At 73.2% G+C, this 13,998-nt stretch carries 15 protein-coding genes; 10 read left to right on the top strand and 5 right to left on the bottom strand.

Features of this window, described 5'->3' with window-relative positions:
* The first annotated feature begins 86 nt into the window (after positions 1-86).
* A complete protein-coding gene (locus tag BLS43_RS11550; RefSeq protein ID WP_093082206.1) occupies positions 87-857 on the top strand; it encodes a LuxR C-terminal-related transcriptional regulator in 771 nt (256 codons plus the stop codon).
* A gap of 54 nt (positions 858-911) precedes the next feature.
* Here the strand turns inward: BLS43_RS11550 and BLS43_RS11545 are convergent, their stop codons facing one another.
* From BLS43_RS11545 to BLS43_RS11535, 3 genes are read right to left on the bottom strand one after another with little or no spacing between them, the layout of a single operon-like run.
* Entirely contained in the window at positions 912-1,499 is a 588-nt protein-coding gene (locus BLS43_RS11545; RefSeq protein ID WP_093082202.1) for a DAK2 domain-containing protein, read from the bottom strand.
* Positions 1,496-2,503, bottom strand: coding sequence for a dihydroxyacetone kinase subunit DhaK (locus tag BLS43_RS11540; RefSeq protein ID WP_093082197.1), 1,008 nt, complete (start codon positions 2,501-2,503; stop codon positions 1,496-1,498). Before BLS43_RS11540 ends, BLS43_RS11545 begins: the two co-directional genes overlap by 4 nt.
* Positions 2,503-3,834 carry an MFS transporter gene (locus tag BLS43_RS11535; RefSeq protein WP_093082192.1) on the bottom strand — a complete coding sequence of 444 codons (1,332 nt, stop codon included), beginning with the start codon at positions 3,832-3,834 and terminating at the stop codon, positions 2,503-2,505. Before BLS43_RS11535 ends, BLS43_RS11540 begins: the two co-directional genes overlap by 1 nt.
* Positions 3,835-3,924: 90 nt before the next feature.
* On the opposite strand from BLS43_RS11535, the gene BLS43_RS11530 reads away from it, so the two are divergent.
* From BLS43_RS11530 to BLS43_RS11520, 3 genes are read left to right on the top strand one after another with little or no spacing between them, the layout of a single operon-like run.
* Positions 3,925-4,815: a dihydrodipicolinate synthase family protein gene (locus BLS43_RS11530; protein WP_093082187.1), complete on the top strand. Its 891-nt coding sequence runs from the start codon at positions 3,925-3,927 to the stop codon at positions 4,813-4,815.
* 22 nt (positions 4,816-4,837) lie between these two features.
* Positions 4,838-5,509: a GntR family transcriptional regulator gene (locus tag BLS43_RS11525; protein ID WP_093082182.1), complete on the top strand. Its 672-nt coding sequence runs from the start codon at positions 4,838-4,840 to the stop codon at positions 5,507-5,509.
* A gap of 9 nt (positions 5,510-5,518) precedes the next feature.
* Positions 5,519-6,856, top strand: a complete 1,338-nt coding sequence (locus BLS43_RS11520; RefSeq protein WP_093082177.1) for an aldehyde dehydrogenase (NADP(+)) — start codon at positions 5,519-5,521, stop codon at positions 6,854-6,856.
* An 81-nt stretch (positions 6,857-6,937) separates the two neighbouring features.
* On the opposite strand, the gene BLS43_RS11515 is transcribed toward BLS43_RS11520, so the two are convergent.
* Positions 6,938-7,357, bottom strand: a complete 420-nt coding sequence (locus BLS43_RS11515; RefSeq protein WP_093082172.1) for a GlcG/HbpS family heme-binding protein — start codon at positions 7,355-7,357, stop codon at positions 6,938-6,940.
* Positions 7,358-7,544: 187 nt separating this feature from the next.
* Here BLS43_RS11515 and BLS43_RS11510 point away from each other — a divergent pair, with 187 nt between their 5' ends.
* From BLS43_RS11510 to BLS43_RS11485, 6 genes are all read left to right on the top strand, one after another.
* Positions 7,545-8,300, top strand: coding sequence for an MIP/aquaporin family protein (locus BLS43_RS11510; RefSeq protein ID WP_093082167.1), 756 nt, complete (start codon positions 7,545-7,547; stop codon positions 8,298-8,300).
* Positions 8,301-8,433: 133 nt separating this feature from the next.
* On the top strand, positions 8,434-8,865 hold the full coding sequence (locus tag BLS43_RS11505; protein WP_093082163.1) for a diol dehydratase small subunit: 432 nt from the start codon (positions 8,434-8,436) through the stop codon (positions 8,863-8,865).
* Positions 8,865-10,559 carry a propanediol/glycerol family dehydratase large subunit gene (locus tag BLS43_RS11500; protein WP_093082158.1) on the top strand — a complete coding sequence of 565 codons (1,695 nt, stop codon included), beginning with the start codon at positions 8,865-8,867 and terminating at the stop codon, positions 10,557-10,559. Before BLS43_RS11505 ends, BLS43_RS11500 begins: the two co-directional genes overlap by 1 nt.
* Complete coding sequence (locus BLS43_RS11495; RefSeq protein WP_093082154.1) at positions 10,559-11,134, top strand: propanediol/glycerol family dehydratase medium subunit; 576 nt, start codon at positions 10,559-10,561, stop codon at positions 11,132-11,134. The genes BLS43_RS11500 and BLS43_RS11495 overlap by 1 nt, the downstream gene beginning before the upstream one ends.
* Positions 11,131-12,912 (top strand): diol dehydratase reactivase subunit alpha, encoded by a 1,782-nt coding sequence (locus tag BLS43_RS11490; RefSeq protein WP_093082149.1) that lies wholly within the window; start codon positions 11,131-11,133, stop codon positions 12,910-12,912. The genes BLS43_RS11495 and BLS43_RS11490 overlap by 4 nt, the downstream gene beginning before the upstream one ends.
* Positions 12,897-13,211 carry a glycerol dehydratase reactivase beta/small subunit family protein gene (locus tag BLS43_RS11485; protein WP_093082145.1) on the top strand — a complete coding sequence of 105 codons (315 nt, stop codon included), beginning with the start codon at positions 12,897-12,899 and terminating at the stop codon, positions 13,209-13,211. Before BLS43_RS11490 ends, BLS43_RS11485 begins: the two co-directional genes overlap by 16 nt.
* Positions 13,212-13,254: 43 nt before the next feature.
* On the opposite strand, the gene BLS43_RS11480 is transcribed toward BLS43_RS11485, so the two are convergent.
* Entirely contained in the window at positions 13,255-13,971 is a 717-nt protein-coding gene (locus BLS43_RS11480; protein WP_093082140.1) for a GntR family transcriptional regulator, read from the bottom strand.
* Positions 13,972-13,998: the final 27 nt, after the last annotated feature.

Raw genomic sequence — 13,998 nt, 5'->3', positions numbered from 1 at the left:
GGCAGTCCCCGCGTGCAACGAACGGGCAACGTGACTCAGCTTACCGTCGCGGCGACAACGGCCCGTCGACGATCGGAGGCACCCCGATGACCGCAGAGCTCGCCGACGTCCGGATCCTCGATTCCCGCCCCACCCGCCCCACCCGCGTCCCGGGCGTCGGGGCCGCGCCCGAGCACCTGCGCGGTGACGGCCCGACGGCCACCGTGCGCACGGGCCGGATCCTCGTGGTCGACGCCGAGGGCATCGTGCGGCTCGGCCTGCGCCAGCTGTTCGCCGTCGAGCCGGACCTGCGGATCGTGGGCGAGGCCGCGACCCCGCGGGACGCGCTGGTCGCGGCGGACCGGCTGCGCCCGGACGTCGTGCTCCTGGACGTCGACCTCGGGCGCGGCGACTCCGCCGGGATCGACGTGGCCCGCGCGCTGCTCCAGCGCCACCGCGGCACCCGGATCCTCGTGCTGACCGGCTGCCGGGACCGCGAGACGATGCTGCGCACCGTCCGCCTCGGCGTGCACGGCTACCTGCGCAAGGGCGCCGACACCGCGGACATCGTCGCCGCCGTGCGCACGCTGCTGCGCGGCGACGCGGTGTTCGACTCCCGCATCACCACGATGATGATGGACGCGCTGCGAGACCCCCGCGAGCCGTCGATCCAGAACCCGCGCGGCCCCCTGCTCACCGACCGCGAGAACCAGGTGCTCAAGCTCCTGGCCACGGGGATGTCGAACCGGGAGATCGCCACCGAGCTGGTGATCAGCGAGGCGACGGTGAAGTTCCACGTCCGCAACCTCCGCGACAAGCTCGACGTCCGCCGCCGCACCGAGATCGTCTACACCGCGACCCGCCAGGGCATCGTCTAGCGGCGCACGAGGAGCTCCCGGATGGCGCCGGCGGATCCCGGCGCCATCCGGTGATCACAGGGGCTTCTCGACGGCGGCGTCCGGACTCTCCACCGTCGCCGCGGCCCAGAACAGCACCGCGATCCCGACGGCGCCGGGGTCCGGCTCGCCCTTCGCCCGGTCCCCGACGTAGCTGGCCCGGCCCATCCGGGCGCGCAGCTCGGCCGTGTGGTCGGCGCCCTTCTTCGCGGCGGCCGCCGCGGCGACGAACCCGCCGGTCGCGAACGCGTCGACGGCGGGGGAGAGGGCGTCGACCAGGGTCCGGTCGCCGACCTGCGCCTCGCCGACCCGCTGGATCGCGGCGAGGCCCGCGCGGGCGCCGTCGCCGAAGGACCCGCCGCGGTCGAGGGCCTGCGCGATCTCGGTGAACAACAGGCCCAGCAGCGGCCCGCTGGTGCCGCCGACCTCGTCGAGGAACACCTCGCCGAGGGCGCCGAAGGCACTCGTCCCGCCCGCGTCGAAGCGGGCGACGGCTTCCCGGAGCCCGCCGCGCAGGTTGTCCCCGAAGTCGCCGTCGCCGGAGCGCTGGTCCAGCTCGGTGAGCGCGGCGTGGGCGTCCTCGGCGGCCCGGGCGAAGGTCCGCAGGACTGCTTCCTGGTTCACGGCTGGGCTCCGACGGTCAGGGCGGGCGTCACGGCCGGGGCGGTCCAGTAGGCCGACCAGGACGGCTGCAGGCGGGTCAGGGTGAGCGAGAACCCGGTCATGTCCAGGGCCGGGACGAACGTGCCGACCAGCGCCGCGGACACGGTGAGGCCGCGCTGCGCGAGCCCGTCGAGGACCAGGTCGTGCAGCCCGTAGAGCTCCAGCAGCGTGGTGCCGCCGAGCCCGTTGACCACCGCGATCACCTCGGACGGGCCCGCGGGGAGCCCGGCCACCAGCTCGTCGAGCAGCCGCGAGACCAGCGCCTCGGTCGAGGGGCGGTCGATCGACTTCTGGGCGCGCTCGCCGTGGATGCCCACGCCGTACTCCAGCTCACCCGCGTCCAGCGCGAACGAGGGCTCGCCGGTGTGCAGCGAGGTCTGCGCCCGCGAGGCCACGGCGAGGCTGCGCGAGGCCGCCGCGAACTCGGCGCCCAGGGCGGCCAGCTCGTCCAGCCCCAGGCCGGTGTCCGCGGCCCCGCCGAGCAGCTTCTCCACGACGACGGTGGCCCCGGTCCCGCGCCGCCCGGTGGCGGTCTCGTCCGACTCGGTGGCCAGGTCGTCGTCGACGAGCACCCGGCGGACCTCGACGCCCTCCAGGCGCAGCCGCTCGGCCGCGATCCCGAAGTTGATCCGGTCGCCGGTGTAGTTCTTGACGACGTGGAGGACGCCCTCGGGGCCCGCGGCGCGCCGCGAGGCCTCGAGGACCTGCAGGTTGTGCGGGGAGGCGAACACCTTGCCGGGGGCGACGGCGTCGAGCATGCCGCGGCCCAGGAACCCGGCGTGCAGCGGCTCGTGGCCGGAGCCGCCGCCGGAGACCAGGCCCACCCGCCGGGCCGGGTCGCGGTCCCTGGCGACGAGGTGGGCCGGTTTCTCGACCAGCTCGACGAGGTCCGCGTGCGCCCGGGCGAACCCGCGCAGGGCGGGCGGGACCGGGTCGCCGTCGGCGGGGAGGAAGGGTGGTGCCATCAGGCGTTCTCCAAGGAACGGTCGGTCGAGGTGTGGCGTGCCTCGCCCCACACCAGCCGGGATGCGGCGACCGACGAGATCAGGGCGATGCCGATCGCGTAGACGACCAGCCAGGTCCAGTGTCCACCGCCCGCGGCGAGCAGCGCGGTGCCCGCCAGCGGGGCGAGTCCGCCGCCGAGGGTGGCGCCGACCTGCTGGGTCACCGAGAGGCCGGTGTAGCGGACGGAGACCGGGTACAGGTTGGCGAACAGCGCGGCCTGCGAGCCGTACATCGCACCGTGCCCGACGGCCAGGCCCAGCGTCATGCCCAGCACGGTGAGCCAGAAGTTCCCGGTGGAGAGCATGAGGAAGAAGGGCACCGCGAGGACGACCTGGAACAGCGCCCCGCCGATGTAGACCTTGCGGCGGCCGATCCGGTCCGACAGCGCGCCGAACACCGGGAGCGTGAGGCATTCCACGGCGCAGGCGATGAGCACGGCGATCAGCACGGGCTGCCGGGGCAGCCCCAGCTCGGTGGTGACGTAGGCGATCGCGACGACGTAGTAGACGTTGAACAGCCCGGACTCGGCGATCTTCGCGAGGATGGACAGCACGACCCGGTTGCTGTGCGTGCGGAAGAGCTCCTTCACCGGGAGCGCGTGCGCCTCCTTCTCGGCGCGGGCCTTGACGAACTCGGGGCTCTCGCTGACGTGCGTGCGGATGTAGACGCCCAGTCCGATCAGGATGATGCTGGCCAGGAAGGGCAGCCGCCACGCCCAGCTCTCGTACGCGCCCTCGGGCAGCGCGGAGTTCAGGATGGTCACGATCGCGACCGGCAGCAGCACGCCCGCGGGGGTGCCGATGTGCACGAGCGAGGTGAAGAAGCCCTGCCGCTGCTTGGGGCTGTACTCCAGCGCCATCAGGACGCCGCCGCCGTACTCGCCGCCCATGCCGAGTCCCTGCAGCAACCGGATGAGCACGAGCAGGATCGGCGCCCAGATGCCGATCGTGTCGTAGCCGGGCAGCAGACCGACGGCGAACGTGCCGCCGCCCATCAGCACCATCGTGATGATCAGGATGGTCTTGCGGCCCAGGCGGTCCCCGTAGTGGCCGAAGACGATGCCGCCGAGTGGGCGGGCGAGATAGCCGACGAAGAACGTCGCGAACGCGGCGAGCGTGCCCACCAGCGCGTTCTCGGCGGGGAAGAAGACCTTGTTGAAGACGAGCGCGGCGGTCGTCGCGTACAGCGTGAAGTCGTAGTACTCGACCGTCGTGCCGAGCGCGGAGGCCCAGACGACCCGCCTGACGGGCGTGCCGGACTTCTCGGCGGAACCGGGTTCTGGAGCAGACATTCGGCACTCCCTCGTACCTGCTGGTGTTTCCTGCGTGTGACGGCTAATGTATCAGACACTAGATGCAAGACAAGCCCCTCAGGAGGCGTGATGAAGGACCTGGCACTGCACGGGATGATCAGCACGGTCGTCACCCCGTTCGACGAGGCCGACCAGGTCGATCTCGAGCTGCTCCGCGGCGAGGTCAAGTACCTGCTCGACCAGGGCGTGACCGCGATCTGCGCCTGCGGCAGCACCGGCGAGGGCCAGACCCTGTCGCTGGAGGAGAGCAAGGCGATCTGCGAGGTCGTCGTGGATGAGGTCGGCGGCCGCGTGCCGGTGATCGGCGGCGTCATCCAGAACTCCACCGCGCAGGCGATCCGCTACTCGCTGGCGCTCAAGGAGGCCGGGGTGGACGCGCTGCAGGTCACCCCCGTGCACTACGTCTTCGCCCCGTCCGAGGCCGAGACCATCGAGCACTACCGGCTCGTCGGCGAGGCCACCGACCTGCCGATCGTGCTCTACAACGTGGTACCGTGGGCCCTCGTGCCGGTGGACACCATCGAGAAGATGGGCTCGGTCGTGCCGCAGGTCATCGCCGTCAAGCAGTCCGGTGGGGACGCGCACAAGCTCGCCGACCTGCTGCTGCGGGTCCGGGACCGGTTCACCATCCTCGCCGCCCTGGACGACCTGCACTACCCGGCGTTCGTGATGGGCGCGCACGGTGCGCTCGCGGCGATCCCGACCGTCACGCCGAAGCTGTCGGTCGAGCTGTGGGACGCGGTCCAGGCCGGGGACCACACGGAGGCGCTGAAGCTCCACGAGCGCATTCTCACCGTGTGGCGCGCGATCGACGGACCCAACCTGCCCGCCACGCTGAAGGCCGCCCTGCAGCTGCAGGGCCGCGAGGGCGGTCTGCCCCGCAAGCCCTTCGCCCCGGCGACGGCCGAGGAGCGGGAGCGCATCGCCACGGCGCTGCGAGCCGCTAACCTGATCGACTAGGTATCAGAACCAGGGGGCCGCCGTGGCTAGGACCGCACTCGTCGTCGAGTCGATCGCCGACCAGCTCTACACGATCCTGGTCGAGCGGATCACCACCGGCGTGTTCGCGCCCGGCTCCCGGCTGGATCCCCAGGCCGTCGCGGACGAGTTCGGCGTGTCCCGCACCCCGGTGCGGGACGCGTTGGCCCGGCTCGAGCACGACCAGCTGATCGAGACCCGCCCGCGCTCCGGCACCTTCGTCGCGCGCCCGGGCACCGCGGACGTCCGCGAGGTCTGTCAGCTGCGCAAGGGCATCGAGTGGGTGGCGACGGGGCTCGCCGCGTCGGTCATGCCCGGCGCGCAGATCGCCGACCTGCGGGCGGAGGCGGTGGAGGCGCTGGCCGCGGTGGAGAAGGGCGACTTCGAGCCGTTCTTCCACAGCGACTTCCGCATCCACCGCGAGATCGTCGCCGCCACCGGGAACGAGCGGCTGGTCCGGGCGCGCAGCTCGGTCGAGCCGTTCGTCGCCTGGCTGCGGATCCTGGGGGCGACCGGCCCGCACCGCGCCGCGGGCTCGACGAAGCGGCACCTGGAGATTCTGGACGCCATGGCGGTCCGCGACGTCGCGGCCGCGCAGGCGGCCGCCGCCGTCCACCTCGACGAGGTCGAGGAGTGGACGGTCGCGGACATGGACTCACACGCGATCTCGACGTAAAGGACTGTCATGGAGAAGGCCCTCGCGGGCGCGGCCGCCGCCGCGCGCGCGTACGGACGCACCACCCCCGCCGAGCGCGCCGCGATGCTGCGCGCCGCCGCGGACGCGCTGGACGCCGCCGCGGCCGAGCTCGTCCCGCTCGCGATGGCCGAGACCCACCTGGCGGAGGGACGGCTGAGCGGTGAGCTGACCCGCACCACGTTCCAGGCCCGGCTGTTCGCCGAGCGGCTGGAGCAGGGCGTCCTGCTGGACGTGCGGGTGGACGAGGCGGACCCGGAGTGGGGCATGGGCCCGCGCCCGGACATCCGGCGCACCCAGGTCCCGATCGGGCCGGTGCTGGTGTTCGCGGCGAGCAACTTCCCGTTCGCCTTCTCGGTGTTCGGCGGCGACACGGTCTCCGCGCTGGCCGCGGGCTGCCCGGTCGTCGTCAAGGCCCACCCGGGCCACCCGGAGCTGTCCCGGCGGACCGCCGCGCTGGTCGCGCCGCACTTCCCCGAGGGCGTGTTCGCCCTGATCGAGGGGGAGGCCGAAGGGGCCGCCGCGGTGCAGGACCCGCGGATCAAGGCCGTCGGCTTCACCGGCTCGACGCGCGGTGGCCGGGCGCTGTTCGACCTCGCGGCGCGGCGCCCGGATCCCATCCCCTTCTACGGCGAGCTCGGCTCCACCAACCCGGTCGTCGTCACGCCCGCGGGCTGGGCGGCGCGGTCGGCGGAGATCGCGGAGGGCTTCGCCGGCTCGGTGACCCTCGGCGCGGGCCAGTTCTGCACCAACCCCGGCGTGGTCCTGGTGCCGGACGCGGACGGCTTCCTCGCCGCCGTCCCGGAGCTGTCCGCCCACGCCATGCTCAACGACCGGATCGAGGCGGGCTACCGGTCCGCGGCGGCCGAGCTGGCCGAGTCCGCCAAGGTCGCGCGCGGCGAGCTGGACGGCGGCCCGGTGCTGTTCCGGGCGTCCGCGGCGGAGGTCCTGGCCGAGCCGACGCTGCTGGAGCTGGAGGTCTTCGGACCCGCCGCGCTGATCGTGGAGTACACCTCCCCGGCCGAGGCCCTCGAGGTGCTGGACGCGCTGGAGGGGCAGCTCACCGGCACCGTGCAGGGGGCTCCGGCGGACCCGGACGCCCCGGAGATCCTGGCCCGCCTGGCCGAGCACGTCGGCCGGGTGATCTGGAACCAGTGGCCCACCGGCGTCACGGTCAGCGACGCGCAGCAGCACGGCGGGCCGTACCCGGCGAGCACCGCGCCGCTGACGACGTCCGTCGGCACCGCGGCCGCGGCGCGCTGGCTCCGCCCCGTGGCCTACCAGAACATCCCCGCCGACCTGCTCCCCAGCGAGCTCCACCGACCGTGAGCGGCGATGGTCGCCCTGGCGACTCCGCTCGCCCACCCCGCCGCCTCCGGCGGCTGCCGACCCCCGGCCGCCGCACACGGCTCAGCGGGTGCGGGGCTTGCGGGTCACCGCCGCCACGGCCGCCTCCGCCACCTGGGTGTCCTGCTCCACGCTGCCCGCGCTCACCCCCACCGCGCCGACGATCTCGCCGTCGCGCTCGATCGGGATGCCGCCGCCGAAGATGACGAGCCCGCCCGCCAGCTGCTCCAGGCCGTACAGCTCGGCGCCGGGCTGGACGAGCGGGGTCAGGGCGCCCGTCGGGGCGGCCATCAGGATCGACGTCAGGGCCTTGCGCTGCGAGATGTCGATGCTCGCCCGGATCGCGCCGTCCTGGCGGGCGAAGGCGAGCAGGTGCCCGCCCCCGTCGACCACGGCGACGTTCATCGGCTGTCCGATCGCCTCCGCCTTCTTCAGTCCTGCCGCGAGGGCCTTCTGCGCCTCGGCGAGCGTCAGTCCACTCATCGGGTCCTCCTGCCGTGAAGTGCCGGTCCCTCCACCCAACCGGACGGGGACCGTTGACCGCAGCTCCGCCTTCGGTCAGGTCCGACCTCACTCTCCCGTGAGTCTCGCCCGGCCCACCCTTGCCCGCGGGCGGGAGCACTGTGGATCGTGCGGTTCCGACGACGTCGTCGGACCGAGGGAGAACGGCATGACCGCAGGATCGATCGTGCTCTACGAGGGCTTGGGCACCGCCGTGCTCATCCTGCTCGGCAGCGGGGTGGTGGCGAACGTGGTGCTGCGACCCACGCTCGGCACCGGCGGCGGATGGCTGATGATCACCTTCGGGTGGGGTTTCGCGGTGTTCGCGGGCGCGAGCATCGCCGAGCCCTCCGGGGCGCACCTCAACCCGGCGGTGACCATCGGGCTCGCGGTCGCGGGCGCCACCGAGTGGGGCATGGTGCCCTTCTACCTCATCGGCCAGTTCGTGGGTGCGTTCGTGGGCGCCTGCCTGGGTTGGTTGGCGTACAAGGCGAACTTCGACAAGAACTACGAGGACGATCCCGAGGCCAACCGGGACACCCGCGGGATCTTCTGCACCGGCCCGGTCGTCGCCCGTTCCGCCTGGAACGTGGTGACCGAGGTCGTCGCGACGTTCGTGCTCGTGTTCTGGATCCTGTCCAACCCGGCCGCGCAGGCCCCGGACGGCTCGGGCGTCCCGCAGTTCGGCAACGGCGCACTCGGGTACGCGGCGGTCGCCTTCGTGGTGATCGGCATCGGGTGCTCGCTCGGCGGGCCGACCGGCTACGCGATCAACCCGGCCCGCGACCTGGGCCCGCGGATCGCCTACGCGGTGCTGCCGATCAAGGGCAAGGGCAGCCCCGAGTGGGGCTACTCCTGGGTGCCCGTCGTGGGCCCGGTCGTCGGCGCGGTGCTGGCGGGCCTGCTCGCCCTGGGAGTGTCGTGACCTGCCCGGTCGGGCAGGGGCCGTTCGGGGCTGGAGGGTTTCGCGTACCTGCGCAGGTGCGCAACGGTCGTGCAACGGGAACGCTGCGACGGTCTCCCTACCGAACGTTCGACGACGACGAGAGGTGTCAGGCGTGAGTACAGCCCCCGACCTCGGTCCGGCCGACTACCCGCTCTCGGTCAACCGCCAGGACCTGCTCCGCACCCCCACGGGCAAGCCGATCACCGCGCTGACGATGGACGCCGTCGTCTCCGGGGAGATCACCGCCGAGGACCTGCGGATCACCCCCGAGACGCTGCAGCTGCAGGCGACGCTGGCCGAGTCGGTGCACCGGCGCCAGCTCGCCCAGAACTTCCGCCGGGCCGCGGAGCTGACCGCCGTGCCCGACGCCGAGGTCCTGGCCATGTACAACGCGCTGCGCCCGCGGGCGTCGAGCAAGGCGAAGCTCCTGGAGATCGCCGACAACCTGGAGAGCAAGTACGGCGCGACGGTGTGCGGGGCGCTGGTCCGCGAGGCCGCCGAGGTCTACGAGCGGCGTGACCTGCTCGCCCGTGAGGAGGGCTGATGACGACGACGGAGAACCGCCGCTCGAAGCGCACGGAGATCCTGGAGGACCGGCCGGTCAACCTCGACGGGTTCGTCGAGGAGTGGCCCGAGAAGGGCCTCGTCGCGATGGAGTCGGACTTCGACCCCGCGCCGTCGGTCCGCGTCGAGGACGGCCGGATCGTCGAGCTCGACGGCCGCGTGCGCGCGGACTTCGACTTCATGGACACCTTCATCGCCGACCACGCCATCGACGTGGAGACGGCCGAGGAGGTCACCGCGATCCCGTCCGTGGAGATCGCGCGGGCACTGGTCGATCCGGGTGCCTCGCGGGACGAGCTCATCCGCATCGGCCGCGGGCTCACCCCGGCGAAGATCCTCGACGTCGTCAAGCTGATGAACGTCGTCGAGATCATGATGGCGATGCAGAAGATGCGGTCCCGCCGCACGCCCGCCAACCAGGCGCACTCCACCAGCGCGAAGGACAACCCGATCCAGGTCGCGGCCGACGCGGCCGAGGGCGCCCTGCGCGGCTTCGCCGAGCTGGAGACCACGCTCGGCGTGGTGCGCTACGCGCCGCTGATCGCGATCGCGCTGCAGGTCGGCGGCCAGGTCGGGCGGGGCGGCGTGCTCACCCAGTGCGCGCTGGAGGAGGCCACCGAGCTCGAGCTCGGCATGCGCGGCATCACCGCCTACGCCGAGACGATCTCGGTCTACGGCACCGAGTCGGTGTTCGTCGACGGGGACGACACGCCCTGGTCCAAGGCCTTCCTGGCCAGCGCGTACGCCTCGCGCGGGATCAAGATGCGGTTCACCTCGGGCACCGGGTCGGAGGTGCAGATGGGCAACGCCGAGGGCCGCTCCATGCTGTACCTGGAGATCCGCTGCATCCTGATGGCCCGCGGCGCGGGCGTGCAGGGTCTGCAGAACGGCTCGATCTCCTGCATCGGCGTCCCCGGTGCGGTGCCCGGCGGCATCCGGGCCGTGGCGGCGGAGAACCTGATCGCCTCCTGGATGGACCTGGAGTGCGCCTCGGGCAACGACCAGTCCTTCTCGCACTCGTCGATGCGCCGGGTCAGCCGGGCCCTGCCGCAGCTGCTGCCCGGCACCGACTTCGTGTGCTCCGGCTTCTCGGGGGTGCCCAACGCGGACAACATGTTCGCGGGCTCCAACTTCGACGTCGAGGACTACGACGACTGGAACACCATCCAGCGGGACCTCCAGGTCGACGGGGGCCTCCGGCACGTCCGCGAGCCGGAGATCCTGCAGGCCCGGGAGAAGGCGGCCCGCGCGCTGCAGGCCGTGTTCGCCGAGCTCGACCTGCCCGCGATCACCGACACCGAGGTCGAGGCCGCCGTCTACGCCCACGGCTCCGGTGACTACCCGGACCGGGACGTCCTCGAGGACCTCAAGGGCGCCCAGTCGGTCATGGACCGGGGCGTCACGGGGCTCGACCTGGTGAAGGCCTTGGAGCGCACCGGGTTCCACGACGTCGCCGAGAACCTGCTGACCGTGCTGCGCCAGCGCGTCTCCGGCGACCTGCTGCAGACCGCGGCCATCCTCGACGACGACTTCGTCCCCCGGTCCGCGATCAACGACGCCAACGACTACGGCGGCCCGGGCTCCGGGTACCGCCTCCAGGGCGAGCGGTGGGAGCAGCTCAAGAAGCTGCGCCACGTCACCAGCGCCGAGAACCCCGAGACGGAGGTGTCGTGATGACCGCGCCCGCAGTCCAGCGCACGTTGTCGCTGAAGGAGATCGGCCCCGCGCAACGGGGCTCGCGGCCCGACGAGGTGGTCGTCGCCGTCTCGCCCGCGTTCGGGGACTACTTCTCCAAGACGATCGTGGACGTCCCGCACGCCGAGGTGGTCCGGCAGATCCTGGCCGGCATCGAGGAGCAGGGGGTGGCGGCGCGGATGGTGAAGGTGTGGGACACCGCGGACCTCGCGGCCGTCGCGCACACCGGGGCGCGGCTGTCCGGCTCCGGCATCTCCATCGGGCTGCTCTCCCGCGGCACGGCGATGATCCACCAGCGGGACCTGCCGCGGCTGTCCAACCTGGAGCTGTTCCCGCAGTCCCCGCTGCTCGACGCGGAGGTGTTCCGGCGCATCGGGTCCAACGCCGCCCAGTACGCCAAGGGCGAGTCGCCCGCGCCGGTCCCCACCCGCAACGACCAGATGGCCCGGCCGCGCTGGCAGGCCAAGGCCGCGTTGCTGCACCTCAAGGAGTACGAGTGCATCGTGGCGGGGCGCAAGCCGGTCGAGGTCGAGCCGGTCGTCTCGCGGGCATGACCCTGGTCGTCGGCGTCGACATCGGCAACTCCACCACCGAGGCCTGCGTGGCCTCGGTGGGGGAGGGCCGGGTCGAGTACCTGGGGACCGCGCTGACCCGCACCACCGGGGTGAAGGGCACCCCGGACAACACCCAGGGCGCGGTGGCGGCCGTGCGCCGCGCGCTGGACGGCCGCACCCCGGACCTGGTGCTGCTCAACGAGGCCACCCCGGTGATCTCCGGGCTGGCCATGGAGACGATCTCCGAGACGATCATCACCGAGTCCACGATGATCGGCCACAACCCGGCGACGCCCGGCGGCGAGGGCACCGGGGTGGGCACCACGGTGGCGATCGAGGCGCTGGCCTCCGCGTCCGGACCCTGCATCGTGGTCGTCCCGGCGGGCTGGGACTTCGACGACGTGGCGCACGAGATCGACTCCTCGTCCGCGCAGGTGGTCGCGGCCGTCCTCGCCCACGACGACGCCGTGCTCGTCTGCAACCGCCTGGCCACGCCGATCCCCGTGGTCGACGAGGTCGGGGCGGTGGAGAAGGTGCCCCTCGGCATGCTCGCGGCCGTCGAGGTCGCCCCGCCCGGGCGCACCATCCGCACCCTGTCCGACGCCTACGGGCTGGCCTCGGTGTTCGGCCTCGATCCCGAGCAGACCCGGCAGGTCTCCCCGGTGGCGCGGGCGTTGACGGGCAACCGGTCCGCCGTCGTCGTCCGGACACCGAGCGGGGACGTGACCGACCGCCGGATCCCCGTCGGCACGCTGACCCTGACCGGCGCGGGCAAGACCCAGCGGGTCGACGTCGACGCCGGCGCGGACGAGATCATGACCGTCCTGTCCCGGGTCCAGCCCCTCGACGACGCGACCGGCGAGCCCGGCACCCACGTCGGCGGGATGTTGGCGCAGGTCAGGGACACGATGACGGACGTGACGGGGCAGCCCGCGAACGAGATCCGGATCCGGGACGTCCTCGCCGTGGACACCACCGTCCCGCACGAGGTGCGCGGCGGGCTGGCGGGGGAGATCGCGCCGGAGCGGGCGGTGGCGCTCGCCGCCATGGTCCGCACCTCCCGCTCGCGCATGCAGGTCGTGGCGGACCAGGTCGCGGCCGCGCTCGGCTGCCGTGCCGAGATCGGCGGCGTCGAGGGCGAGATGGCGGTGCGCGGCGCGCTCACCACGCCCGGCACCGCCGTCCCGATCGCCGTGCTCGACCTGGGCGGGGGCTCCACCGACGCGGCGCTGCTGACCCACGAGGGCTCGGCGGCGGTGCACGTCGCGGGTGCGGGCGAGCTGGTCACCAAGCTGATCGACTCCGAGCTGGCCCTGGACGACCGGGAGCAGGCCGAGGCCGTCAAGCGGCACCCGCTGGCCAAGGCGGAGAGCTTCTTCCACGTGCGGCACGAGGACGGCACGGTCCAGTTCTTCCGCGAACCGCTGCCCTCGCACGTGTTCGCGCGGGTGGTCACGATGGGGCCGGAGGGACCCGCGCCGGTCCGGACCCGGCACACCGTCGACCACGTCCGGCGGGTGCGCCGGGAGGCGAAGCGCAAGGTGTTCGCGGTCAACGCGGTGCGGGCGCTGCGCCAGGTCGCGCCCGGCGGGTCGCTGCGGCTGCTGGAGTTCGTGGTGCTGCTCGGCGGGTCCGCGCTGGACTTCGAGATCCCCGAGCTGATCGCCGACGCCCTGGCCCCGCACGGCATCGTCTGCGGCATCGGGAACGTGCACGGCACCGAGGGGCCGCGCAACGCCGTGGCGAGCGGCCTGGTGGACGCATGGTCGCGTCGGTAGAGCCGCCCGCGATCGTGATCCGCGGCGCGGGCCCGCTGCTGCGCGAGGTCTGCGCGGGGGCCGAGGAGGAGGGCGTCCCGGTGACCGTGGAGCCGGGGACGGGGGACGCGACCACCTCGGCCCACCGGGCCGCGCTCGCCTCGGCCCTGGAGGTGGGCATCGGGATCGAGGGCGACGAGATCGTCGTCCACCACGCGAGCCTGCCCCGCGACCACCCGGCCGAGGTCACCGGGGACGGCAGACACGCGGGCCGCACCGCCGCGCGCATCGTGAAGATCCTGCCCCTGACCGACCTGTGAGCGGCGATGGTCGCTCCAGCGACTATCGCCGCTCACGGGGTGGTCAGGGGTCGGCGAAGAGGGCGGGGTCCGACGGCAGCGCCGCCACGGCTCGGCGGAGGTCCTCGTGGTGCTCGATCGCCTCGCGCAGCAGCGCCTCGGCGTCTCCGGACACGAAGGCGGCGAGCATGGCCGCGTGGTCGGCGTGCAGGCCCGCGCGGCCCGCGTCGGAGAGCTGGGACATGGGGCGGTAGGGCTCGGTGATGTTCCACGCCGACTCGAGCATGCGCTGCAGGCGGTGCATCCGGGCCGGCGCGACGAGGGCGAGGTGGAAGCGGCGCGACGCCCGGTGGTAGGCGGCCAGGTCCCCGCGCGCGAGCGCGTCGTCGAGGGCCTCGTGCGCCGTGCGGGCCTCGGCGTGGTCGGCGGCCGAGGCGAGCGGGAGCGCGGCGGCCAGGGCGGCCTGCTCGAGGGTGCCCCGCACCACGTACAGCTCGGCCAGCTCGGCGACCGTGATCCGCGCGACGGTGTACCCGCCGCGCGGCCGGTGGTCGACCAGGCCCTCGCCGATCAGCGTCTTGAGGGCCTCGCGCACCGGGATCTGGCTGACGCCGAGGGCCTGGGCGATCTCGTCGAGCGGGATCGGCACGCCCGGTGCCGCCTCGCCGGAGAGGATCACCCCGCGCAGCTCGTCCAGGACGCCCTCGGTCCCGCTGCGAGCGCGGCCGAGCCGACGCGCGAAGACCGACGGCGGCCGGGAGGGTCGGTACGTGCCGGCCACCGGGGCACTCCTCTGCTCGTCAGGTGT

It is taken from the genome of Pseudonocardia oroxyli (assembly GCF_900102195.1).
GTDB classification, from domain to species: domain Bacteria; phylum Actinomycetota; class Actinomycetes; order Mycobacteriales; family Pseudonocardiaceae; genus Pseudonocardia; species Pseudonocardia oroxyli.
This window is presented reverse-complemented; position numbering and strand designations above follow the sequence as displayed.